This window comes from Sodalinema gerasimenkoae IPPAS B-353 (genome assembly GCF_009846485.1).
Classification (GTDB): Bacteria; Cyanobacteriota; Cyanobacteriia; order Cyanobacteriales; family Geitlerinemataceae; genus Sodalinema; species Sodalinema gerasimenkoae.
Map to the genome: position 1 here is coordinate 404,436 of NZ_ML776472.1, position 23,184 is coordinate 427,619.

The following is a 23,184-nucleotide window of genomic DNA, read 5'->3' on the forward strand; positions in this document are numbered from 1 at the left end:
TTTAGTTTATCTATTATTTTTTTGCAAGAGATTAGGTTGTCTCCGGCCCATCACCATAAGCCTGAACCCTGGATACCAAATACTTCACAGTTTGGAAGCACTGATTACCCGATTTGAATTATAACCCATCGCTTGGGTCTTAGGGTAGAAAAATTTGCCGTATCTCAAAAAAGGTGAATATCGGTTAACGCCTCCTCCTCCGGCAGAGTTGTGATGGACAAACTGGTGAAATCATCCCGCGCCACAAACTCCATGACCCTAAACGCCTGACCCTGTTCCAGCAATGAACCGAAATCGATTCTCCTCGATCTGACTCACCTTCCCCATACTAATCCCAGTTGACCCTCCCGAGGATGCGAGCCTTTAGTCCAGTTCCCTCCTGATACCCATTCATGAGAGGTGACGTAGCCATGAAGAGTTGAGAATTTGACGATTTGGATACAGTTCAGCCATTCTGACTAAGCAAGCATCAGCTAAAGACATTGGGACTGACTCATATCGTCCTAAGAGTTTATGAACGGCTTGATATTCTAGGCTAAGAGAGAACTTTAGACGCACGATATTTGTTACCAAGAACTCCAGAATAGCATTGCGCCCCCCAATATCATCTGCGCAATCTCGCTCAAGTCTATCAACGGTTGAACATCTAGGGAATGCCGAAGTTGGTCTAAGTCATAGGCCCTTGTTATTGTGTCCCTGGGGACTCCTCCCCGAAGGCGATCGCCTGAAATTCCGAGAGACCTCCTGATCCGGTAAACTGGGGGAAGTCTCTCGTTGGGGTCTATGGCTTGGCAACCCGGCACGAAAATTTTTGGCAACCGCTACACCATTGAAAAGCGGATTAAAGTGGGCGGTTTCGGCATTACCTACCTCGTCAAAGGTCCGAAGGGCAAATCCTGGGTGCTGAAAACCCTCAAGACGGCATTACCTACCTCGTCAAAGGTCCGAAGGGCAAATCCTGGGTGCTGAAAACCCTCAAGGATGAGGTGATGACCGAGGCGCAGTATATCCCCTATCGAGATAAGTTTTTGCGGGACTTTGACCGGGAAACCGCCAAAATCGCCATCTGTCGCCATCGCCACATTGTCCAGGTGGAGAACCATTTTAACCATGAGGGGCTGCCCTGTCTGGTGATGGAGTATGTTCAGGGGCAGGATTTGGGCGATCGCGTGTTGCGTAGCGGGGCGTTATCCGAGGATGTGGCGTTGCGCTATATCCGGGAAGTGGGGGACGCCTTGAGGGTGATGCACGAGAAGGGATTGCTGCATCGGGATATTAAACCCCAGAACAGAAGTGGGGGACGCCTTGAGGGTGATGCACGAGAAGGGATTGCTGCATCGGGATATTAAACCCCAGAACATTATGGTGCGGTTGCCGGCAGGTGATGCACGAGAAGGGATTGCTGCATCGGGATATTAAACCCCAGAACATTATGGTGCGGTTGCCGGCCGATGAAGCAGTGTTGATTGATTTTGGCATTGCGCGGGAGTTTATCCCCAATTTGACCCAAACCCACACGGTCGCCTATAGCCCCTGTTTTGCCCCTATTGAGCAGTACGATGAGCAGGAACATCGGGGGGAATTTACCGATGTCTATGCCTTGGCGGCGACCCTGTACTATGTGCTAACGGGGACGTTGCCACCGATTGCCACGATGCGGGTAAGGCGCGATCGCCTGACGATTCCTAAGCATTGGTCGCCAGAACTACAAAACGCGATTAAACAGGGTATGGCGGTGGAACCAGAAGACCGCCCCCAAACCGTGGCGGACTGGTTGGCGCTGTTGCCAAAAGTCAAGAGTAACCCAGTTCAAAGTCAGCTTAGATCGAGTGAGGGTGCTTCGACCTTGGAGGTGAAGAGTAACCCAGTGGATAGTCAGTTTAGCCCCAGTATGAGCAATTTACAAGCTTTTAATTTTGAAACAGTGCAAGTAAACCGTCAGGGGCAAATTATCGAGACAATACCAGGTCAGGCGCGGTACTATCTCCAGAATTTAGGTCAAGGAGTGCAGTTGGAGATGGTGCAGCTCCCCGGTGGAACCTTTTTGATGGGTACAGAGGAGGCGGAAATTGATCGGTTCTCCATAAAGCATGATGGGGATTTGTTTAGGTGGGAAAGTCCACAGCATTCCCTACAAGAGCCTTCTGTACAAATTCCCCCATTTTTTATGGGCAAAACCCCCATAACCCAAGACCAATGGCGCGTTGTAGTAATGCAAGTGGGCAAAATTGTCCGAGATCTGAACCCTGACCCATCTGGTTTCAAAGGTGGGAATCGTCCGGTGGAACAGGTCTCTTGGTATGATGCAGTGGAGTGGTGCGCTCGATTGAGTAATTTGACCGGCAAAGAATATCGCCTCCCCAGTGAGGCAGAATGGGAATATGCCTGCCTGAGCGGTAAGAACACACCTTTTCACTACGGTCAAGCTATTACAACGGATTTAGCAAATTTTGATGGGACTAAAAAATGTGGTCGACTACCCAAAGGAATATTTTATGGACAAACTCAACCTGTAGTCAGTTTTAAAGCTGCTAATAGTTTTGGGTTATATGATATGCACGGTAATGTCTGGGAGTGGTGCAGTTCGGAAGGAAAATTTTCTGAATCCATACAACGAGGTCGAGCCGTTCTCCACGGAGGTTCATGGGAATCTAATGCTTATCAATGTAGGGCTGCCAGTCGCTGTATTCGATTAGCAAGTGGTAATTCTAATGCCTATGGTTTCAGAGTCGCTCTATGACTTTTAAATAGATATTAAATCATATAGCGTTTTTTGACCTATGAGGTACTGCCTAACTCACGTTAGATAGCATTTCGCGTATCCATCAGCTACAGTCAAGCAAGGCTGGACATTTTGGGGTTGCTGTTGTACCTTGATAGGAATTTTCTACTCTATATTTAGATAGCTACACTTATTTGATAATATCGATATTTTCAGAGATATACGTCCATATCAAATCAGATGATTTTTTGATAACTGGCTGACCCGAGTGCATTTCAGCTTGCAACAAACCTCCTACATTTAATGTGTTGATTTCCGACAAAACCCGACGATTATCATCATCAACTAATGTATCAAACCCATAAATTACTACTCCTTTTTCGGTGAGTTTAGGACTAATCGTATTGGCAATCTTAACTTCTTGTTGATCAGGCTCTGCAAAGCGAGAAGAGCCACCCATAGAAATATTACAAACCCAAGATCCTTTTTTGGGTAATCTTAGAGTTGCTCCCATAATCTCACCATTGACAACAATCACCCTTTTATCGCCTTGATCGACATTTTTTAAATATTTCATGGCTAGATAGCTACCCGTATCATGAAAATGTTTTGCCAGAACTGGTTTATATTCAGCAAAAGAGATCCGAGTATTTTTATCCCACACATAATCACCAACAACCTTAACAATTCCTTTACCCCCATAGTTGTGTAAAGGCTTTAAAACAATGGGAAATTGACGACTAAACTTTACAACGTCCTGGACAGTATGGCAAAGTTTGAGAGGAGGGCAAAGTTCTGGGAAGTTAATTAAAAAATCTTTTGATCCCGTCACCTTAATTCCTGATGGAGTATTTATAATATTCTTTTCTGGAAAATGATTGGTGAGAAAACTTAAAAATTCATTAGAAACAGGTCTGTCGATTCTCAAGAAAATTATATCAAATTGGTCTGTCTTAGATGGTGATGTATTTTCAAAAAATAGCCTACCATCAATATCATACTTAAACTTTTTATCTACGGTAGTCGTATGAATTTCTGGAAATCGCTTACCGCTAAAAAAATCACTATTCTTAGGATTACCCCTACTCGCAACTTCTATAGATTGACACAAGGAGTCTTTTGACATTTGAACAAGGAGGGGATAGATCGATTCTCCCTTTCCATGAGTCAAATGATCAGTTATGACTAACATTCGATACTTTTGATCTAGCATTTGAGATTTCAGATTAATTACTACTAAAGTTTGTTTACATACCTAAACCGCAGCCCCAAGACTTAGGGTAACACTAACAACAAACGTTGGCTGACTGTTATACATATTTTTAAACAAAATTCAAAATTTCTTCACATAGAATATATATAGATTTATTTTATCCCGATTTCAGGATTTCTGAAAATTTGCTGTGCATCTTAATAGAGACAACAAACAAAACTCCACAAACTAACCATTTTAAAGTACACAACCAAAATTTTAGATGAAAATGTAAACAAATATCTTCGATTTATCAAAAAGAGCTGTTCCGAATTTGTTGCGTCTCTCTACAAAAACACTTGTTTGTCACACAAATATATACCGCATTAACTTTAGTGATTTTTAGGTATTTAAAAAAATAGATCACCTCTTTTTTGTGTTAGAATTTAGGAGATTTTTTATACTATTAGAATAGTTGAGTAAATATTGAAAATCAGAATCTCTACTCAACTTCTGCAAGTGGGTCTTTTCCAGATCGAGGCTTTTGATATTCTCAATAAAGTCAATAACCTTTTCTTGTATTAAATTCTCTGTTTCAGTGATAGAATTTATATCGGTAAAATATTGACTCCATTCACTTAAGAGAGAATAAGCACAACAGCCATTATAGGGAAAAGTACGTCGTAATGGTAGCGGAACAGTCTGAGCTTCTATTGTCTGCGATATACGAATACCTTCATCGACAAACTCCAGAGAAAGCTTTAAAGCTGACTCCCAATCTTCCAACAAAATATTTTCCTGATTTTCCTGTGACTGAGGAATAGCAATTCCTGCTTTGTTTAGCTTAGCAATTCCAATACATAGCCCCGATTTTCTACGTAAAACTTTTATTGAGTTTTCAACAGAGTTTGCTGTGATTTTCAACAAAGTGCAATATCCAGTAAAAAACTGATCCATTGCCTCTTCAGGTTTATTATTAGATCGTTTTTCTGCTCCGAGTTCCCAATTGAGCTCAGCTTGCATAATCAAGTAATCGTCTGTATTTATTTTATTAACTGCTCTCCTGATAAAAACATCTAAGTAATACTTCATTGATGAGGTTAATTTTGCACTGCTTCCTCCTCTAACAGACTCATAAAATTCCTTGGTTAAACTGTATTTATGCGGTTCAGTTAATACTTTGGGCATATCAGTTCGGCAAGCAAGATGGATTTTCTCCATCAATTGATCAAAACTTTCTATGTAATAAAAGTGAATTGTGTCGGGATAGGAGTTTTTGAGTTCTTGTAATTTGTATGGAATAGAATTAGATGTAAGGCACCAATGCAATCCATACGTTAAGTACTCAGGACTTTTTAAGATATTATTTAATGCAGACATTATAGATTGATCATTTCCATTATACCCTACGACTATTAAGCCATAACCTTTGCACATTTCTTCGATTTTTTCCTCCATATTTTCTTGTAAGCTACGAAAAGAGTAATTCACTTTTCTGCTGATACTACGTATATCGCTATACAAAAAATCACCATGCAGTTTAACTATTTTCGGTTTCTGACTAGCGATACGAATACCCGAAATTGCAGAATCAAAAGCACATACCATGGGTTTGATGTCATAAAACTTACGTAAGGTATCGTTCAGCAAATCATCGAAATTAGTTGTTATTACCCTGTTGAAATACTTTCCAGCAACAAGACTACCTAGATACAAATATCCAAAAGACGGCTTCTTCATTTCAAGAAGTTTTTCGATATATAGCTGCCTTTCCTGTGGTTGCTTATAACGGTAACTAAATAGCAGGGAATAGTCAGTTTGTCCAGGATATAATAAATGGGCTTCTTTCCATTGATCATATTCATGCTCCAGCCATCTGCCGAAGTCATTTTCATCGCTCTCTCCCTTGGTTATCGATTGATAAATCGATCTTTGCCAATTGCGCACCATAGCATTGGCTGATGGAATCCCCGAGGATACGGACGCACCCGCACCTAAAAACAGGGTATAGGGGCAATCTCCAGGCTTCGGAGTATTAATCAATTCAGCTAAATCAATTTCATTCATGTATTCTTAATTAGTGCCTTTATAAGGGTGGAATAACCTTGGGTACTGGCCTGATAGCCATTATAAACGCTAAAATCATCTGAAGAGAGTACACCGGCGAACTTCTGACCGAGCAGTTGTTCTAGTTCTAATTTTCGCCTCGAACGAGTATCCCCTGGATGCAAGAGGCGATACCCTTCTCCTGAAACCGTCCACAGCCATTCTTTCATTCCACCGACTAACTCGGGGGATTCGTCTACATGAGTTGAGGGCTGATGTCGAAACCACTTCGACAAAGCCTCTAGAGTCCCGAGGTTGGCTGGGGCCACTCGCCGACTGGTGGCTTCTAAAGTCCTAATTCCCACCCGGATTTGGGTAAATTCTTCGAACCATTCCTGTTGTTTGCCATAGGACAGATTCCCATAATGACCTATCCAGGCCAGAATCCCCTGGAGACGATCCCCTAAATCTTGTCCGGGGATCATGCGGTCGAGGAACTCCCCACTGACTGTCTCTCCACAGTCGCCACAGACTCGCCGCACTTGTTGATATTCGACGATTTCCACCGGTCGTTCTACCAGTTGGGCGACGACCTCGGTGACACGGCTGTATTCCTTGTCCTGAAAATGTTGCCCTCCAGAAACCGGACAACGTCTCGGTTCTAAGACCTCGTAGGGGTTCCCCCGACCAAATCCCTTACGGGTTGTCCCTCTGTGTCCCAGTTGTACTAGCGGTTTTCGTGAGTCCTCTTGAGCTGATTCCTTGTCGCCTTGGGCTTTCTCTGAGCGGCGAATTAAGTCGCTTAATGAGGGCTTTGACGAGGTCTGGGCACCCTTGTCTATCAGTCTTTTGAGCCGTTCGACTTGCCCAAGTAGCTGTTCGAGCAAGGCTTGTTGGTGCAGCACCAACGCCACCAACTCCAATTTTGAGAGTTGGTGGAAGGCCTCTGGGTATTTGGGGATGGCTGGCAGATTGATTTCCATAACTCCAAACTACGGATCCTGGCCCCTTTGTCAAGCCCCTCCACCTGAGCAGTTACGAATCCCAATCTTACTTAGTACAGCCTGACGGCTCTCAGGATCAAGTTTCTCAAGGGATTTTTGGGCAGACTTACTGAGTTTAACATTCACGATTAAAACCAGTCTGTAATATCTTTAAAGGTCTCGTTGACATAGTCATCAGGGTTAAAGGTAGCTTCAATGTCAGCTTGTTCAGCATCATCTACATACGGCAGCAACAGCTCAAAAAACTTGTACCATTCTTCACACATGACTTCCCGGACACTTTCCTTAATCAGGGCTTTGAGACTTTCGGGGTTGAGGGTGTCAGACGTTTCTATACTCGGCTTAGGTAAGTTGTTTTTATTATAGCGGTGAATGAGTAGGTGTTGGGACTATCTATAGATTCCTTGGAGTCATGCCCACGGCTCACGGATTGACGACATTGACCTATACTTATGGTTCAAAGTGTTGCGGAGCTTGAACAGAGACCAGGGGTGTCTCTCGATCAAGCATTTACTCAGTTGTACCGTACGCGGTAGTACTAAAGAGGTAATGATGCGTTGTAGTGGTGAATAAAGTTCCACAGCAGGCCAATGTGATTTCGGAGACTCTTGGAGAAGGCTAAGCTGCGTCGGAAAAAGCGTGAAACTCTTTGCCTGAGGGTATTGTTGAACCGCTCAATGTAACTGGTCTTACCGCTCGACTTACTGACGACCCGGTGTCGCTTGCTCGGCAGCACCTGCCGGTAAGCCTCCCAGGCGTCAGTATAGATCACAGCACATTGCCGATAGACTGTGGGTAGGGAATCCCAGAGTTTTTGAGCACTCTCGGCAGAGCGAGAACCGACATAAGCACCAATAATCTCACGGGTTTCAGCATCGAGAGCTAACCAAACCCATTGTTTGTTGCCCTTGTGATCGACAAACGACCAAAGTTCGTCACATTGCACCGTCATTGGCCCTTTTTTTTGGACGGACAGCGACTTGCCTCTGAGTCTGGGCGGCCTTACAGTTGACATAGTCTTGCAGCCATTGCTCAGACACCTGAACTGTCCGAGCTATTCCAGCCATCGGGATGCGTGTGCGATTCGTTTCTGACGAAAGTTAGGGCTGAAACGCCCGAAACGTAGTCAGATTCGGGGATACAACAATTGAGGTTAATCGCATCAATTGCCCCGGACAACTGTTTCTAAGTCTCGACGGGACAACACCCAAGGTTGAGAGAGGCGGTGTTAGGCTGAGTTATCAGTCGCCTCACATCTAACGGCAGCCCCAGTTTTAGGACTGACAACCCTAGGATTGAAGCGGGCTTGGCAAGGCACTCAAGAGAACTGACTCCCAAAGTGACCACTGACAATCCAACATGGTTAAACATCATCTCGTTACTTGGCTTGGCGAAGCCAAGTAACGCACCCTTGGAGGCTCTGCCTACACCCGGCGGCAGAGCCGCCCAACACCCATGCCATGGCAGAGCCACGGCACGAGAGGTAATAGCACTTTCAAGCGGTCTAGTATAATCTAATTTAAATCTTACAAATTTCTAGTCATCATGAAGTGGCGCGTTATCCTTGAACCCGATCCAGAAACCAACGAATGGGCCGTTTGGTGTCCAGAACTTCCGGGATGTATCTCTGCTGGGACAACTCAACAAGACGCATTTGATGCTATACGGGAAGCGATCGCGCTTTATTTACAACCTGATGCGATTGAACGGCTACCGGGAGCAGTAATCTGTGAAGTTGTTATTGGATGACTCGACAGGCGTCGCTCTTCTAACATCGCGGCTACTTGTTGATCGGTGGGTGGGGGCTGGTCAGTTTTGAGCAAGCCTCGCATTCTCTGGATCGCCTCAGAACGTTCTGACCTAGAAATGTCTATTTCTTCTAAAGATTTGGCAATGACCATCATGAGAGACAGGCGATCGCCCCGTGGTAGTTTCAAAATTTCAGCTTTGAGTTCTGGTAATTGCATCTCGGACAGTTTCCTTTATCAGAGTTTTGAGGATTTCGGGAGTGGAGTTTTGCTTGTATTCTAACCGTAGTTCAGTGGAACAAAAGTGAGCCACGAACCTCACTGCAATGCAGGAGCAAGTCCATTTCCCTAGGAGTCATCCCTTTGCTCCACACCCGGCGACAAGAACCAATCATCAATGGCTCCGCGAATATCTTGGGCGAAAATTCCTAAAATAATCGCCACAATAATCCCAAGAATTGTCACATAAAGCGTGTAGAGATTGAGTCGAAAACCTGGATCTGGGGGTGTTGGTGGTGGCGACGGTTTGGGTTTGAACGGCGACCAAAATCGTTGGTTCGTTTGGGGGGGATTCAGCAACGCGAAAAACGCCTCGATGGTTTGGGGGCGATCTTCATACTCCAAGGCCATCCCCTCACAAATCGCCTGATTTGTTTCAGCACTTACCCCAGAAATTTCCGACAAATACTGATTTTTCCGTCGCAACTTGACCCGTTCCTCAGCACTGGGGGGGACAATCCCAGATAATAGGGTGTAGAGCGTCGCCGCCAACCCATAGACATCGGAATAGGGTTGCACCTTCTCACTAGGATCATAAAGCTCCAATGCGCTATAGCCATCGCTATTGCTCGAATAAATCGAAGTGAGGGTTTCGTTAAACCCCTTGGTGACGCCAAAATCAATCAGCACCGCCTCGGATTGTCCCGCCCGCAGCATGATGTTAGCCGGCTTAATATCCCGATGCACCAACCCCTCTCCATGCACCACCGTCAACGCCTCTCCCACTTGGCGGATATAGGTCAACGCCTCCTCTTCGGGCAGAGTTGCGGTCGGCAAACTGGCTAAATCATCTCCCGCCACAAACTCCATGACAATAAACGCCTGACCCTGTTCGAGGAATGAACCGAAACAGCGGACAATGTGCGGATGATGGCAACGGGCCAGCTTGACGGCCTCATTAGTCAGCTTGTTATTGAATTTTTCTCGCTCTTGGGCGGTTAAGTCAGCCAAAACCTGATCCCGCAAGGTTTTGAGGACTACGCGATCGCCCCCCTTGTACTGGGCTAGATAACTAATCCCGACTCGCCCTTCATTGAGCGATCGCACCACCGTATAGTCTCCCCCATGGAGAGTCTCACCCGCCTGCAAACTCATCGATTCTCCTCGACCTAACTCACCTTCCCCATACTAATCCCAGTTGACGCTCCCGAGGATGCGAGCCTTTAGTCCAGTTCCTTCCTGATACCCATTCATGAGAGTTGACGAATTAGATCGCTTTGACAAATAATTTTCTGTGAATTAGCATTAAATTTAATGATTTAGTCTAAATTCTGCCATGACCGTCAATCTTCGGCATATTCATCCTCTCTCAGAGTTTCAGCGGGGGGCAAAGGCATTTCTAGCGACCCTCAAGGAAACCCAGTCTCCCATGGTGTTAACCGTCAATGGCAAGGCTGCTGTCGTGGTGCAGGATGCAGACAGCTACCAAAATTTGCTCGATCGCGTGGCGCTTTTGGAATCTATGGCCGGAATTCGTAAGAGTGTAGCCGAGTTTGAGCAGGGGCAAGGGATGCCACTCGATGAGGCGTTCACTCAATTGCGAGCCAAGCATGACCTACCAGATTGAAATCTCCCCGACAGCCATTGCCGATGTGGAGGCGATTTTTTTATGGCTCAAGGAGTATTCGGCGGATCGCGCTTATCGATGGGTGCGGGGTTGCTACGAAATCATGTTGAAATTAGAAACGTTTCCCAATCGCTGTGCATTAGCTGTAGAAAGTCAGTATATGGAGCTTGCCGTGCGCCAGTTATTGTATGACCAGCAATACCGTATTTTGTTCACGGTACATGAGACTAATGATGAGCATGAGGGGGTCGTCCGAATTCATCGTGTGATTCATGCTTCACAGGAGCGATTACAAGATATTGATCAAGTATTGGGGGATTAACATAACCAACCCAACAGTCCCTCTGGGGTCAACTCTAGGGACAAACCCGATAATGCCGGTAATAGGTCTTGGGGTGGCCATTCTTCTGGGAGGCGATCGCACTGAAACACCAACACAACCCGCTCCGCTGGATCAATCAACCAAGCCAACTCAGTCCCATGACGTAAGCCATGTAACAGTTTACGAGTCACTCGGGTCATACTTTGACCGGGGGACAAAATCTCAATCAGCCAAGGGGGAGCCTGCATCAGTCCCATTGAAGCAATCTCTCCCGTCTCCGTCAGAGGAATCGCCTCAGACGGGATAATGGCAATATCAGGAACGATAGAGCGATCGCCAAAACTACACCGCAGTTCAGGAAACGCCTCAAACTCTCCCTCCAGGCCATTAATCCAGGACAACAATCGTCCCTGTAAGCGGCTATGTTGAAGTCCAGGCATGGTTTTTTGTAAGGGCATTCCATCGAACAATTCCCAAGCCGGAGACTCATCAATCTCCGGCCGTCCCAAAAATTCATCCAGGGTTAATCGGTCTTGAACCTCTACCGCCATAGCACTCACCTCTAACTCAACACCCCCAGTCCAGCCTAAACCCTCCCTGAGACTTAATCCGCCATCAAGGCCTCAGTCGCCGCTTTTATTGTAGCGGTGGCTGGTTGAGACGAATGCGATCGCCTAGCTTACCTGCTGGGATTGACGTACGGCAATATGCCGGATATACTCAAAGTGTCAGCCTATCCTATTCCCCAGGTCTAATCCCATGACATCTCCCACCCAGCGAACCCCCCCGGCCCGGCTAGAAGCCCGCATTAACCCAGAAACGAAAGCCTTGATTCAGAAAGCAGCAGATCTGCAAGGACGAACCCTGACAGATTTTGTGATTGCCAGTGTTCAGGCTGAAGCCTACAAAGTGATTGAGCGTCACCAAAGCCTACAACTGAGTTGTGAAGATAGCGAAGCCTTTATAGAGGCATTGCTCAATCCCCCTCAACCGAATGACGCATTAAAATCAGCGGCTTCACGATACAAGCAAATCATCGCGGATTGATGAGTTTTAAAATTACACACCTTGCTTCTAAAAAGCATCTCCGCTCAAATTTTTGCTGTGGACAAGATAGCTTAGATACTTATCTCAAAAAACAAGCCTCTCAAGATATCAAAAAACGAGTCTCCACGGTCTTTGTTTTAATTGATGATCCTGACCTAACAGTTCTGGGCTACTACACCCTCTCGTCCTACACGGTCAAGGTGAAAAACTTAGAAGAACGCTTTGCCCAGAAGTTACCCCGCTATCCAGAACTGCCTGCAACCCTATTAGGCCGTCTTGCGGTTGATCAGGCTCACAAAGGTCGAGGGTTAGGGGCCCTCTTACTCATAGATGCCCTCAAAAAGTCTTGGGAAGCCTCTCAGGAGGTTGGCTCTTTGGCAGTCATTGTAGAAGCTTTAGACCAAACAGCCTTGAATTTTTATCTCAAGTATGGGTTTGAACCTTTTAGGCAAGAACCAATGAAGCTCTATTTACCCATGAAGTCCATCAAGATGCTTATAGATTAACCAACATCCAAACCTTGAGTCAACAGGTCTTGGCTTCCCGAAGTCTGAGACTTAATCCCTCACCAAATCCTCGATCGCCGCCGCCTGAGTCGGTAACGCCGCCGTCAACACCTCCGGCCCATCGGCCGTCACCAAGACATCATCCTCAATGCGGATACCGCGCACATCCGCAAAGTCCCCCAGACGCTGCCAATTGACCATCTCCCGGTACTTCTGCCGATTCCCCGCATCATTGAGAATCCCCGGAACCTGATAAAACCCCGGTTCAATGGTGACCAACATCGAAGGCTTCAGCGGACGATGCAGACGCAAAAACCCCAATCCAAAGCGACTACTGCGCGCTCGTCCCTTCTCATAGCCCGCATAATCCCCTAAATCTTCCATATCATGGACATCCAACCCCAACAGATGACCAATCCCATGGGGGAAAAACAGGGCATGGGCATCGGCTTCCACTAAATCCTCGGGCCGTCCCCGTAAAATCCCTAAATCCACTAATCCCTCAGCCATGAGTTGGGCCGCCAACAGGTGAATATGGCGATATTCCACCCCCGGCTTCACCGCCTCAATGCAACGGTCATGAGCCGCTAAAACCACGTCGTAAATGGCCCGTTGACTGGGGGAAAAGGTCCCTTTCGCCGGCCAAGTTCGGGTGACATCGGCGGCCCAGCCTGATGGGGCTTCTGCACCGACATCCGCCAAGATTAAATCATCGGCGTTGATGGCATGATGATACTGCTCGTTATGGAGAACTTCCCCATGGACGGTGACAATACTGTTGTAGGCGCAACTCATGTTGTGGGCCAGAATCACCCCCTCCATGGCCCCGCGCACTTCGGCTTCTAAGTTAGCGGTTGGGGTGGCGGCCATCCCCGCTTTGTGGGCTTCTACCGTGACGGCCGCTGCGTGACGCAGTTCCACCAAGGCCCCCGCGTCGTGAGTTAGGCGCACTTGCACGATCGCCCGCACCAGTTGGCGATCGATCCCCTGTAAATTATCCATGGGCGAGAGCGATCGCCCCAACACCCCGGCCTGAAGACTACGCACATCGTCGTTTTGCACGGGAATCGTTGCCGCACCCTCGGCTTGGGCCGGCAATTCCGAGAGGGGAAAGGCAGCATCTGCACCAATAGTACTAGCGATTTGGTGGCGCTTCGGCTGGTCCCCATGCCAGAGGGCGGCACTGGGATGAGGATCGTCATAGAAGAGGTGCAAGCGCCCGGATTCGAGACGAATAGCCGCGTTCTCTAGGGGTAATCCGGCAAAATAGAGAAAATGACTGCTGGGGCGAAACGGGTATTTGTTGGCCGGGAAATTCCGGGATTTGCTGCGCCCGGACCAGAGAATGACCGGAAACTCCACCAACTCCGCCAGCCGTTGTCGTCGTTCGTGGAGGATGGTTTCTAGGGTGCGATCGCGCAGGATGGAGGAAGGATAATTACTACCGAGGAGCATAAACAGATTCCCGAGGCTTGAGCGTTAGTCCATCTGTATCCTAGCGTTTAACCCACGGTCGGTTCCAAAGGCAGCAACACCAATAAAATCCGGGCAATGGTGAAATAGGTCAGAACCCCTAACACGTCCACACAGGTAGTAATAAAGGGGGCTGACATCAACGCCGGATCGAAGCCGAGGGACTTAAACAGAATCGGCAGGGCGGCCCCGGAGGTCGAGGCCAACACAGAAATGACAATCAGACTAGAGCCAGCAGACAGGGCTACAATTACGTTGCCTTGTAGCACATAGGCCCCCACCGTCACCAATAACCCCAACATGGTTCCTAAAATCAACCCGGCGGTGGCTTCCCGACGAATCAAGCGCCAAGCCCCTCCAGTCTGGATTTTATCCATATTTAGCCCGCGAATAATCACCGTCGAGGACTGGGTTCCCACGTTGCCCCCGGTACCAATCAATAAGGGGATAAACATGGCTAAGCTCACCAGTTGCGTTAATACGCCTTCGTTTGCACGAATAACGATACTTGTCAAGACATTAGTCACCAATAAAATCAGCAACCAGGACACCCGCTGACGGGAGACGCGGAACAGACTCATCTGAAAGTAGTTGTCACCGTCCGACTGTAAGCCCCCCAAGGCATAGATATCCTCCGTGGTTTCCCGCTCAAAGACATCAATCACATCGTCAACGGTGACAATCCCCACCAGCCGCTGTTCACTATCCACCACGGGAACCGCCAGGAAGTCATAACGCTGAATGGTGCGGGCCACTTCTTCTTGGTCTGTATCCGTATGGACAAAGACGGCATCCCGAGTCATAATCTCGCCGATGGTTTGCTCCGGTTGAGCCACCACTAAATCCCGTAGGGAGAGGATACCCGTTAGATGACGAGCAGCATCGGTGACATAGAGGGCATAGACCGTTTCCGTGATGTCCGCTAGACGACGAATGCGCTCCAGGGCGGCACCAACGGTCAGATGCTCCTTGAGGGAGATATATTCCGGGGTCATGATGCGCCCCGCCGTGTCGGGTTGGTAACCCAGCAGCAGTGACGTCGCTTCCCGTTCGTTGGGGCTGAGTTTGGGGAGCAGTTGACGCACGACTTTGGCGGGGAGTTCGTCAAACAGACGGGCCCGATCATCGGGGGACATCTGCTCGACTAAATCGCGAATCTCCTGATTTTTAAAGTCTTGCAGGAGCGATTGCTGAACGTTGCGATCAAGATGTTCATACACCTCAGTGGCTTCGTCTTTGGGGAGTAGGCGGAAGGCGATCGCATGGAGTTTTTCCGGTAGTTCTCCAATCACTTCAGCCACATCGACAGACTGAACCGGAACCAGGAGCAGCTTAGCGTCCTGAAGCTGCCCCTGTTCGAGAAACATTTGTAGCTGCGATCGCACTAGCTCCCGCAACTCCCGTCGTGATGAAATGGGTTGTTCAACGTCTTGACTTTGTACCAAAGTGACCCCTCCCTAAGTTTCTCAATTGTAATGATGCTATCTAATGTAATGGGCGCTGAAGTAAGGCCTCAATCAGCCCTGGAACCCAGCACTAAAAGTCCACCAAGGCCCGGGCCACATAAAAGTAAATCAAAACCCCCAACACGTCCACACAGGTAGTAATGAAGGGAGCTGACATCAAGGCGGGATCAAATCCCAAGGACTTAAAGATCATGGGTAAAGCCGCCCCCGAAGTCGAGGCTAGGGTGGCAATGCTCCACAAGCTTAAGCCCACGGTTAGGGCCACTCGCCAATCTTGCAGAAAGACATAGGCCACTAACACAACAATGAGACCCATCATTAAGCCTAGCAAAATGCCCACCATGGCTTCCCGGCGTATGATCTGCCAAGCTAGGCTAGTGCGGATTTTGTCCATGCTCAAGCCGCGAATGACCACGGTGGAGGACTGGGTTCCCACATTCCCGCCGGTGTCAATTAGCAGGGGAATAAACATCGCTAAGCTCACCACCTGTTCGAGCATATCCTCGTTAGCGCCAATGACCCCACCGGTAAAGATATTGGTCACCAGTAGCACTAACAACCAGGTCACCCGTCGCCGAGAAATGCGAAAGAGGTTCATCTGGAAGTAGTTTTCGCGATCGGCTTGTAAGCCACCGAGGGCATAAATATCTTCTGTGGTTTCCCGTTCGAGGACATCGAGGACATCATCGACGGTCACGATCCCCACAAGCCTCTGTTCACTGTCCACGACGGGAAGGGCTAGGAAGTCGTAGCGTTGGATGGTGCGGGCGACCTCTTCTTGGTCAACGCTGGTATGGACTGAGACTACATCTCGCGTCATGATGTCACCGATGGTCTGTTCAGGTTCAGCGGTGACGAGATCTCGCAAGGAAAGAATCCCGGTCAGATGTCGGGTTCCGTCGGTCACGTAGAGGGCGTAAATGGTCTCAGTAATGTTGGCCAGGCTACGAATGCGCTCAAAGGCTTGGCTGACGGTGAAATGCTCCTTGAGGGAGACATATTCCGGGGTCATGATGCGCCCGGCGGTGTTGGGTTCGTAGCCGAGAAGGAGGGAGGTGGCTTGTCGCTCGCTAGAACTGAGTTGTTTGAGCAGTCGCCGCACTAAGTCCGCTGGGAGTTCGTCGAGAAGTCGCACCCGGTCATCGGGGGACATGCGATCGATCAGTTCTTGCAATTCCTGATTCTTAAACTCTTCAATCAGGCTTTGCTGCACGGCGGAGTCCAGATGTTCGTAGATTTCGCTGGACTTATCTTTGGGAAGTAGGCGAAAGGCGATGGCGTGGAGACTATGGGGTAACCCTTCGATCGCATGGGCCGCATCCGCCGGCTGCACGGGAACCAGTAAGGTCTTCGCACCTTGGAAGTTCCCCTGTTCGAGAAACATTTGCAGTTGCGATCGTACAAGTTCCCGTAACTCCTCGCGGGATGCAAGCTCCTCGACTGATGTTGTATTTTGACTCTCAGCCATAACGACCCCCTTCGTTTCCTATAACAACCCAACACCAGATGTCACATGATGCGGACATCCATAGGCGATATATAAATCAGTGTAAAGGCTGTTGGTCAAACAAGAGGCGATCGCCCCGTGAAAATCACCGACCCGCCAACGGGGCCGCTACACTCAGCGAGGACACCCATTGAGGAACCGTAGGGGAACAGGGTAAAACTGTCTGGGAATGCGTCATCGCCACTCGGGACAGTTTCGGCAAGGCTGAGCTGGCCAACTCTGATGCCGAGGGGAGATGAAACACGCCAATCTGGAAAGCGGCATACAGCACAATGATCAGACTCAAGATCAGGCGATGCCTAGTGAGTCCAGTCTCCTCTATCGAGGATAGGGGGGGATTCTGGGAATGTCTCATGATTCTGACCTCTACTTCGGCAGGCAGTAGATGGTTATGCCCTGAACAGCGAGCCGCTGGCGACGGCGAGGGTATCCCAAAATCATGAGGATACCGGTGTTAAAGGAATGTTAACGAGGATGTTATGTCCTTAGATGCTGAGACTCCGGCTATCCCTTGAAAGTTCCAGACTCTCCCCGACAAAATTTAGCTGAAAAGGAGTTAACTCCCGATTGAGCCATCGGGAAGGGTGACACCCTCCAGACGGGCATCTTGTAAGTCAGCCCCGACTAACCCAGCCCCTCGTAAACTAGCGCCGCGCAAATCTGCACCTCGCAAAATTGCCCCATCTAAATCCGCACCCCAGAGATAAGCTCCCCGTAAATCGGCACCGGTTAAATCAGCACCATTGAGTTGGGCCAAATTGAGATTACTATGGCTTAAATCTGCATTGCGTAAGTCGGCTTCTCGCAAATCCGTTTTCATCAAATTGGCATGAATCAAACGACTGCCACGTAAATTTGCCTGGTTGAGTTTACTCTGCTGCAAATTAGCGTCATCGAGGTGACTATTGCGCAACTGACTTTGACGGAGATTGCTACCGGTGAAATTCGCCCCGACAAGCTTAGCACCGCTCAATTTGACTTCTTGCAATTCCATGCCAACAAATTCAACATCATTGAGTTCTAAGCCATTCATCCAAGCGGCTTTAAGCTTAACGCCATTGAGTTGTGCCCCTCGCAGGTTCGCACCGCTTAAGCGGGCTCCATTGAGGTTCGTCCAGTTGAGATTGGCGTTAGCTAGGTTGGCCGAGCGCAAGTTAATCCCATCTAGATTGGCTCCACAGAGGTTAACTCCAGGAAGATTGGCTCGATACAAACTCACCCCGCGCAATATCGCACCACTGAGTGTTGCACCTTCTAAATTAGCTTGCATCAGTTGAGCGCCTTGCAAGTTGGCTTTGGTTAAGTCTGCCTCAATCAAAGACCCCTGCTTGAGCTTGACAAAACTCAAATTAGCACTGTAAAGAAAGGCTCCGTTGAGTTTCGATGCCACCAAAAAGCAGCGTTCTAGGTGAGCGCGTGCCAAGGACGCTTCCATTAAATTGGAATCAGAAAAATCACAGCGAACAAACTCAGCTCCGATGAGGTTGGCAGACCTTAAATCGGCTCTACGAAAGTTACGTTCTCCGGCTAGATATCGTTGAACAATATCATCACAGTTCATGGTTAAAACTCCTACTCTCCACTTAGGGCTGCAAGTCAAGCTGCTACTTCTAAGTGACGGTTGATGGGTCTGAGATCAGAGTTTTTAGACTAGAAAGTCTCGGTATTTTTACTGAGATTTGAATGGGTTTAAGGATGGATCATATTGATCCCCATGATGGGCGTTGTGGCAACCGTGGTTTCAAGGGAATGATCCGGATCTGATCTCTTAATTATTTTAAAAGCTTGTTTAAGATTTTGCGATCGTACGTTAATAATATTCACAAATTGCGACAAAACTGGGCCGTTGTTCGGGAAATGACTCAATTTTCGAGGAGATGTAGGCATTTGTACTTGGGCGTACTGGGGGCATTGCTGTGTTGACAACCGTGTTGACAACCGTATCCTTAGGCTACTATATCTAGTGACATAAAACCGTTTTAATCAACTGGAAACACTATCCCTATGCACCGAACCCTAGAATTGAAAACGATGGCGACCCAGGCGCCAAAGATTTCCGTGATTCGCCGGGATGGCTCGCCCACCCCGCTCGATGTCGCGAAAATCCGTCGTGTGGTTAACTGGGCTTGTGAGGGTCTCGATGCGAGTCCCATTGCCCTAGAAGCTGGACTCACCGCTCGACTGCGGACTGGGGTGACAACGCGGGACATTCAAAACAACCTCATTGGTTGTGCCTTGGAAATGTGTTCTCCAGGGGAGCCGGATTGGCGCTATGTGGCGGGACGACTCCACATCTGGAGTCTGTGGAAAGACACCCTCGTCAGTCGCGGCTATCAGTATGGTGACTACGCTCGTACCGTGTTCGCCAAGGTGCAATCCCAGAGTTATGACTCTCGTATTCTGACGTACACCCTCGATGAACTGCAAGCGGCCTCAGAGTGGATTAACCCAGACTGGGACATGGACTACGATTATGCCGGGGCGGTATTGCTGACGAAACGCTATCTCTTACCCGACGAGTTGCCCCAGGAAGCCCTGCTCACCTGTGCCTTGCTGTTGGCATCCGTCGAGGCTCCCGATGAACGCCTCAAATGGGCCAAACGCTTCTATGAAGCCATTGCCACTCGCAAAGTGTCCCTGGCTACCCCAATTTTAGCGAATCTTCGGGTTCCTGGCGGCTCCCTCTCCTCCTGTTTCATCGCCGCCATGGATGATAACCTCGAAAGCATTTTTGAAACCATCACCGACACGGCCCGCATTTCCAAAAATGGCGGTGGCGTTGGAGTGAATGTCAGCCGTATCCGCGCCACCGGAAGCTGGGTGATGGGCAAACCCAACGCCTCTGGTGGTGTAATTCCTTGGATTAAACTCCTCAACGATACGGCGATCGCAGTCAATCAGGGTAAATAAATCTGCCCCTTCCGTCAGCAATGGCGGTAGCAAACTCCTCTAATTGCTGGGAACCCTCACAGATAGATGTGAGGCAATCAGCAGCCAAGCCCTACAAACTATAGTAAAAAATAGGGAAGGTTCAACGACCAGAGCATGATGCTCGTAGCCTCAAGTGAGGCGAAATGGGGAGGCTCCTTCAGAGAGTATGATATGGTCTGATCTACCTGGTGACAGGTAGCGGCTGCTCTAAGTTTACCTAGGGGTAGCGGGTTGAGGTTAACGCCCTCAACTGAACATAAATGGGACGACGAGCCGGGGCTGTAACGGTCAGCCTAGATAGTTGGCACTTAGACATTCCTGAATTTCTCGAATGTCAAACCGAAAATGGTGATCAACGACGCAAAGCGTATGATATTTTCCCCCAATTTGTCATCAGTGATGAGTTTATGCGGCGGGTTGTCAAAGCTGAAATCTGGACTTTGGTCGACCCCTATGAAGTGCGGGATAAACTCGGCATTGAACTGGCTGAATTATGGGGAGAAGCTTTTGAAGCAGCCTACCGGAAGATTGAAGCCAGCTTGGGAGAGACCATTACGCTCTACAAACAGATTCAAGCCCGAGACTTGTTTAAGCATATTATGCGCACTCAAGTCGAAACCGGGATGCCCTATCTCTGGTTCAAAGACACTGCCAACCGCGCCAATCCTAATAAACACGAGGGCTATATTCCGGGAGGGAACCTTTGTCAAGAAAGCTGGTCAAATGTGAAACCAGGGACAGAGGCGCATACCTGTAATTTAGATAGTCTTAATCTCGCCAACATTGACGCCAAGGAACTCCCAGAAATTTGCGAAATTGCTGTTCGCATTCTCGATAACACCATTGAGATTACACAAACTCCCTTCGCCGCCAGCGAAACTCACAATGATAAATATCGCACCATTGGGGTTGGGGCCATGGGATTGGCGGACTGGCTAGCCAAACGGAAACTCTCCTACAACCATATTGAGGAGATTGACCATCTCTTTGAAGATATCGGTTATTATTGCACCGAGGCATCCATGAAACTGGCACGGGAACGGGGTGCTTATGCCGCCTTTTCCGGGAGTGAATGGAGTCAGGGACATCTGATTGGGGCCAAACCCGTCTCCTGGTTTGATGAACATTCTCGCCAACCCGAGCGTTGGCGACAGCTTTCCCAGGATATTCAACGCGATGGGATTCGTAACTCTCATATTACGGCGATCGCCCCCAATACGTCCTCATCGTTGGTTCAAGGCTGCACCGCCAGCATTCTCCCCACCTACAGCCGCTTTTTCTACGACAAATGGGCCAAAGGAACTGTCCCCATTGCGCCACCCTATATTAAGGATCGTTTCTGGTACTACACGGAAAACAAATCCATCAATCAACGCCAAGTGGTGAAAGCCGTGGCCACCATGCAGCAATGGATTGATACGGGCATTTCCATGGAGTTGATGTTTAACCTCAATGCTGGGATTTATTTCCCCGATGAGCCGGAACGCAGCATTAAGGCGAAGGATATTTTTGACACCTTAGTATTAGCGTGGGAGTCCGGTTGTAAAGCGATTTACTACATTCGCACGGTTCAAAAGGACAATTTCAAAGAGTCCGGTGATGGCTGTGTTTCTTGTGCGAACTAACTCCCGAGTCTAGTTTGGTTTGATAAGGCGTACTTCGGTACGTCTTTTTTTGTTGATACGTCCCAAACAAATAATACCATTTTAAAAAATTCATGCCATAGATGGCCGTAGGGGCGAACCCTTGTGGTCGTCCTCCCCCAGTGTTGATGTCTAGCAAACATATCGAAAATTTGTATAAATTCTGAAGGCATTTATTTCTGTAAAAAGTTTGTTATAATTTAGAGAGTAAAACGCACTGATTTTTGTACCTTAATGACCTACAGTCCAAGCAAAACACATCCATCTCGGATGCCAGTTAACCCAATCTTCAATCCCCTGGGAAATGATGACCCAGAACATCGTAGTATTTGGTTTGGGGATACCACCAACCTGATGCAACTCAACGATGTTCGCTACAACTGGGCCGTTGGCTTATATCGCCAAATGCGGGAAAATTTCTGGGTTGCAGAAAAACTCGATATTACCCAGGATGTCACCGACTACGTGAATCTAACTCTCGACGAACGGCGAGCCTTTGATGGGATTTTGTCCTATCTCACCTTTTTGGATTCTGTGCAAACGGTGAATTTACCTCAATTAAAGGTGAGTATCACAGCACCGGAAGTCTCCATGTGTATGGCAGAGCAAATTAGTCAGGAAGCTCTCCACAATCAGAGTTAATGATAGCTCCTTCAGTCAGCAATGACTGTCGAAAACCCCTCTAATTGCTGGAAAATCTCCTAATATTTTTTGAATTTTGAGACAATCAGCAGCCAAGTAACAAATCCGTAAAAAAATAATCTTAAGCTAGCCCAATCTTATTCGCCAAAAAATGTGATTGTTTGTTAGCCTGAAATTTACGTAGAATTTTGCTAAAGCAATGGATTTGTTAAAGGTTCAACGACTAGAGTATAGACTCGTACACTGTAAGCGATTGACAGTGGAAATGGGGGGCATCCCTAACGGGATGAAGATATAGTCTAATCTGCTAGGCGACTAGCAGCAGTGGTAAAACCACGGGGTAGGACTAGCGATCCTATCTGAATTTAGGTATCAGTACATGATTGAGACCATTATTCCCGGCGATCGCCGCTCAGCAGTTTACGACTTTTGGCGCACCGATAAGGTGTTAAAAGACCGTTGTCAGTTCATTGCTGGACAATATCAACGCTATGTTGATAACCCCACCGTCGAAAACTACTTCATGTCCCTGGTGACAGACTATATTCTTGAAGGGCTATATTTTTATAATGGCTTTATCACCTTCTACAATTTCGCCTCCCGGATGTTAATGCCGGGAAGTGCCGACATCTTCAAAATGATAAATCGGGATGAACTCAGTCATGTGCGGCTGTTCCAAAAACTCATCCCCGAAGCCATGGCCATCTTTCCCCATTCCAAAGATGCCATCTATGAGATGATGGACACCGCCGTTCGACATGAATGTAAATGGACGAACCACATTGTGGGGAATAATATCCTCGGGATTACGGAACACAGCACCGAACAATACACGAAATACCTGGCCAACATCCGTCTGAAAGCCATCGGTTTAGACGCACTCTATCCCGAACCCCGCTATCAAAAGAGTCCCTACAGTCACCTAGAGCGATTCTCTGACACCAAAGCCGAAGGCCATACCAAAGCTAACTTCTTTGAAGCGCAAGTCACCAGTTATGTGATGTCCTCTGGTGTGGGGGGTTGGGACGAAATTTAAATCCGTCAGCCTGGGGTAAACGCTATGAGTTTACCCCTTCTCTATTTAATACC

The 23,184-nt window shown here is 48.0% G+C and carries 21 protein-coding genes and 1 pseudogene; 12 read left to right on the forward strand and 10 right to left on the reverse strand.

Annotation, left to right across the window (positions count from 1 at the left end):
• Positions 1–783 precede the first annotated feature (783 nt).
• The 3 genes from L855_RS21320 to L855_RS22120 are packed head-to-tail and all read left to right on the forward strand — an operon-like array spanning position 784 to position 2,740.
• Positions 784–969: a hypothetical protein gene (locus L855_RS21320; RefSeq protein WP_219729847.1), complete on the forward strand. Its 186-nt coding sequence runs from the start codon at positions 784–786 to the stop codon at positions 967–969.
• Positions 963–1,349, forward strand: a complete 387-nt coding sequence (locus L855_RS22115; protein ID WP_219729848.1) for a protein kinase domain-containing protein — start codon at positions 963–965, stop codon at positions 1,347–1,349. The genes L855_RS21320 and L855_RS22115 overlap by 7 nt, the downstream gene beginning before the upstream one ends.
• A gap of 35 nt (positions 1,350–1,384) precedes the next feature.
• On the forward strand, positions 1,385–2,740 hold the full coding sequence (locus L855_RS22120; protein ID WP_219729849.1) for an SUMF1/EgtB/PvdO family nonheme iron enzyme: 1,356 nt from the start codon (positions 1,385–1,387) through the stop codon (positions 2,738–2,740).
• Positions 2,741–2,912: 172 nt separating this feature from the next.
• On the opposite strand, the gene L855_RS01835 is transcribed toward L855_RS22120, so the two are convergent.
• From L855_RS01835 to L855_RS01855, 4 genes and pseudogenes are all read right to left on the reverse strand, one after another.
• Positions 2,913–3,848 (reverse strand): ATP-grasp domain-containing protein, encoded by a 936-nt coding sequence (locus L855_RS01835; RefSeq protein WP_159783534.1) that lies wholly within the window; start codon positions 3,846–3,848, stop codon positions 2,913–2,915.
• A gap of 489 nt (positions 3,849–4,337) precedes the next feature.
• Positions 4,338–5,981, reverse strand: coding sequence for an SIR2 family protein (locus tag L855_RS01840; RefSeq protein ID WP_159783536.1), 1,644 nt, complete (start codon positions 5,979–5,981; stop codon positions 4,338–4,340).
• Positions 5,978–6,943 (reverse strand): IS66 family transposase, encoded by a 966-nt coding sequence (locus tag L855_RS01845; protein ID WP_159783538.1) that lies wholly within the window; start codon positions 6,941–6,943, stop codon positions 5,978–5,980. Before L855_RS01845 ends, L855_RS01840 begins: the two co-directional genes overlap by 4 nt.
• Positions 6,944–7,502: 559 nt before the next feature.
• Positions 7,503–8,040 (reverse strand): annotated as a pseudogene (locus L855_RS01855) (IS1 family transposase); the annotation flags it as partial.
• 469 nt (positions 8,041–8,509) lie between these two features.
• Here L855_RS01855 and L855_RS01860 point away from each other — a divergent pair.
• A complete protein-coding gene (locus L855_RS01860; protein WP_159783542.1) occupies positions 8,510–8,713 on the forward strand; it encodes a type II toxin-antitoxin system HicB family antitoxin in 204 nt (67 codons plus the stop codon).
• 347 nt (positions 8,714–9,060) lie between these two features.
• Here the strand turns inward: L855_RS01860 and L855_RS01865 are convergent, their stop codons facing one another.
• Positions 9,061–10,086 (reverse strand): serine/threonine protein kinase, encoded by a 1,026-nt coding sequence (locus L855_RS01865; protein WP_159783544.1) that lies wholly within the window; start codon positions 10,084–10,086, stop codon positions 9,061–9,063.
• Between the two features lie 181 nt (positions 10,087–10,267).
• Here L855_RS01865 and L855_RS01870 point away from each other — a divergent pair, with 181 nt between their 5' ends.
• Together L855_RS01870 and L855_RS01875 are read left to right on the forward strand one after the other, a co-directional pair.
• On the forward strand, positions 10,268–10,558 hold the full coding sequence (locus L855_RS01870) for a type II toxin-antitoxin system Phd/YefM family antitoxin (RefSeq protein ID WP_159783546.1): 291 nt from the start codon (positions 10,268–10,270) through the stop codon (positions 10,556–10,558).
• Positions 10,542–10,880, forward strand: coding sequence for a type II toxin-antitoxin system RelE/ParE family toxin (locus tag L855_RS01875; protein WP_087705640.1), 339 nt, complete (start codon positions 10,542–10,544; stop codon positions 10,878–10,880). The genes L855_RS01870 and L855_RS01875 overlap by 17 nt, the downstream gene beginning before the upstream one ends.
• Here L855_RS01875 and L855_RS01880 read toward each other — a convergent pair.
• The gene (locus tag L855_RS01880) at positions 10,877–11,431 is read right to left on the reverse strand and encodes a Uma2 family endonuclease (protein ID WP_159783548.1); all 555 of its coding nucleotides are present in this window, start codon (positions 11,429–11,431) and stop codon (positions 10,877–10,879) included. The genes L855_RS01875 and L855_RS01880 overlap by 4 nt on opposite strands.
• Before the next feature lie 208 nt (positions 11,432–11,639).
• Between L855_RS01880 and L855_RS01885 the strand changes: the two genes are divergently transcribed.
• Complete coding sequence (locus L855_RS01885) at positions 11,640–11,927, forward strand: type II toxin-antitoxin system TacA family antitoxin (RefSeq protein WP_159783550.1); 288 nt, start codon at positions 11,640–11,642, stop codon at positions 11,925–11,927.
• Positions 11,927–12,433: a GNAT family N-acetyltransferase gene (locus L855_RS01890; RefSeq protein WP_159783552.1), complete on the forward strand. Its 507-nt coding sequence runs from the start codon at positions 11,927–11,929 to the stop codon at positions 12,431–12,433. The genes L855_RS01885 and L855_RS01890 overlap by 1 nt, the downstream gene beginning before the upstream one ends.
• 51 nt (positions 12,434–12,484) lie before the next feature.
• Here the strand turns inward: L855_RS01890 and L855_RS01895 are convergent, their stop codons facing one another.
• The 4 genes from L855_RS01895 to L855_RS01910 all read right to left on the reverse strand — a co-directional run bounded on the left by L855_RS01895 (position 12,485) and on the right by L855_RS01910 (position 18,440).
• The gene (locus tag L855_RS01895; protein WP_159783554.1) at positions 12,485–13,888 is read right to left on the reverse strand and encodes an aminopeptidase P family protein; all 1,404 of its coding nucleotides are present in this window, start codon (positions 13,886–13,888) and stop codon (positions 12,485–12,487) included.
• Between the two features lie 47 nt (positions 13,889–13,935).
• A complete protein-coding gene (mgtE, locus tag L855_RS01900) occupies positions 13,936–15,351 on the reverse strand; it encodes a magnesium transporter (RefSeq protein ID WP_159783556.1) in 1,416 nt (471 codons plus the stop codon).
• A 91-nt stretch (positions 15,352–15,442) separates the two neighbouring features.
• A complete protein-coding gene (mgtE, locus tag L855_RS01905; protein WP_159783558.1) occupies positions 15,443–16,840 on the reverse strand; it encodes a magnesium transporter in 1,398 nt (465 codons plus the stop codon).
• Between the two features lie 595 nt (positions 16,841–17,435).
• Positions 17,436–18,440, reverse strand: a complete 1,005-nt coding sequence (locus tag L855_RS01910; protein ID WP_159783560.1) for a pentapeptide repeat-containing protein — start codon at positions 18,438–18,440, stop codon at positions 17,436–17,438.
• 443 nt (positions 18,441–18,883) lie between these two features.
• Between L855_RS01910 and L855_RS01915 the strand changes: the two genes are divergently transcribed.
• The 4 genes from L855_RS01915 to L855_RS01930 all read left to right on the forward strand — a co-directional run bounded on the left by L855_RS01915 (position 18,884) and on the right by L855_RS01930 (position 23,131).
• Complete coding sequence (locus L855_RS01915) at positions 18,884–19,789, forward strand: ribonucleotide reductase N-terminal alpha domain-containing protein (protein WP_159783562.1); 906 nt, start codon at positions 18,884–18,886, stop codon at positions 19,787–19,789.
• A 281-nt stretch (positions 19,790–20,070) separates the two neighbouring features.
• Positions 20,071–21,435: a ribonucleoside-diphosphate reductase subunit alpha gene (locus L855_RS01920; protein WP_159783564.1), complete on the forward strand. Its 1,365-nt coding sequence runs from the start codon at positions 20,071–20,073 to the stop codon at positions 21,433–21,435.
• A gap of 288 nt (positions 21,436–21,723) precedes the next feature.
• Positions 21,724–22,095: a ribonucleotide-diphosphate reductase subunit beta gene (locus tag L855_RS01925; RefSeq protein ID WP_246198681.1), complete on the forward strand. Its 372-nt coding sequence runs from the start codon at positions 21,724–21,726 to the stop codon at positions 22,093–22,095.
• A gap of 379 nt (positions 22,096–22,474) precedes the next feature.
• Entirely contained in the window at positions 22,475–23,131 is a 657-nt protein-coding gene (locus tag L855_RS01930) for a ribonucleotide-diphosphate reductase subunit beta (RefSeq protein ID WP_246198682.1), read from the forward strand.
• Positions 23,132–23,184 lie beyond the last annotated feature (53 nt).

Excerpts from the sequence above, each read along its gene's own strand:
- L855_RS21320 (WP_219729847.1), top strand. The coding sequence starts at position 784 with ATGGCTTGGCAACCCGGCACGAAAATTTTTGGCAACCGCTACACCATT.
- L855_RS22120 (WP_219729849.1), top strand. The coding sequence starts at position 1,385 with ATGCACGAGAAGGGATTGCTGCATCGGGATATTAAACCCCAGAACATT.
- L855_RS01835 (WP_159783534.1), bottom strand. The coding sequence starts at position 3,848 with ATGTCAAAAGACTCCTTGTGTCAATCTATAGAAGTTGCGAGTAGGGGT.
- L855_RS01840 (WP_159783536.1), bottom strand. The coding sequence starts at position 5,981 with ATGAATGAAATTGATTTAGCTGAATTGATTAATACTCCGAAGCCTGGA.
- L855_RS01845 (WP_159783538.1), bottom strand. The coding sequence starts at position 6,943 with ATGGAAATCAATCTGCCAGCCATCCCCAAATACCCAGAGGCCTTCCAC.
- L855_RS01860 (WP_159783542.1), top strand. The coding sequence starts at position 8,510 with ATGAAGTGGCGCGTTATCCTTGAACCCGATCCAGAAACCAACGAATGG.
- L855_RS01865 (WP_159783544.1), bottom strand. The coding sequence starts at position 10,086 with ATGAGTTTGCAGGCGGGTGAGACTCTCCATGGGGGAGACTATACGGTG.
- L855_RS01870 (WP_159783546.1), top strand. The coding sequence starts at position 10,268 with ATGACCGTCAATCTTCGGCATATTCATCCTCTCTCAGAGTTTCAGCGG.
- L855_RS01875 (WP_087705640.1), top strand. The coding sequence starts at position 10,542 with ATGACCTACCAGATTGAAATCTCCCCGACAGCCATTGCCGATGTGGAG.
- L855_RS01880 (WP_159783548.1), bottom strand. The coding sequence starts at position 11,431 with ATGGCGGTAGAGGTTCAAGACCGATTAACCCTGGATGAATTTTTGGGA.
- L855_RS01885 (WP_159783550.1), top strand. The coding sequence starts at position 11,640 with ATGACATCTCCCACCCAGCGAACCCCCCCGGCCCGGCTAGAAGCCCGC.
- L855_RS01890 (WP_159783552.1), top strand. The coding sequence starts at position 11,927 with ATGAGTTTTAAAATTACACACCTTGCTTCTAAAAAGCATCTCCGCTCA.
- L855_RS01895 (WP_159783554.1), bottom strand. The coding sequence starts at position 13,888 with ATGCTCCTCGGTAGTAATTATCCTTCCTCCATCCTGCGCGATCGCACC.
- mgtE (WP_159783558.1), bottom strand. The coding sequence starts at position 16,840 with ATGGCTGAGAGTCAAAATACAACATCAGTCGAGGAGCTTGCATCCCGC.
- L855_RS01910 (WP_159783560.1), bottom strand. The coding sequence starts at position 18,440 with ATGAACTGTGATGATATTGTTCAACGATATCTAGCCGGAGAACGTAAC.
- L855_RS01915 (WP_159783562.1), top strand. The coding sequence starts at position 18,884 with ATGCACCGAACCCTAGAATTGAAAACGATGGCGACCCAGGCGCCAAAG.
- L855_RS01920 (WP_159783564.1), top strand. The coding sequence starts at position 20,071 with ATGGGACGACGAGCCGGGGCTGTAACGGTCAGCCTAGATAGTTGGCAC.
- L855_RS01925 (WP_246198681.1), top strand. The coding sequence starts at position 21,724 with ATGCCAGTTAACCCAATCTTCAATCCCCTGGGAAATGATGACCCAGAA.
- L855_RS01930 (WP_246198682.1), top strand. The coding sequence starts at position 22,475 with ATGATTGAGACCATTATTCCCGGCGATCGCCGCTCAGCAGTTTACGAC.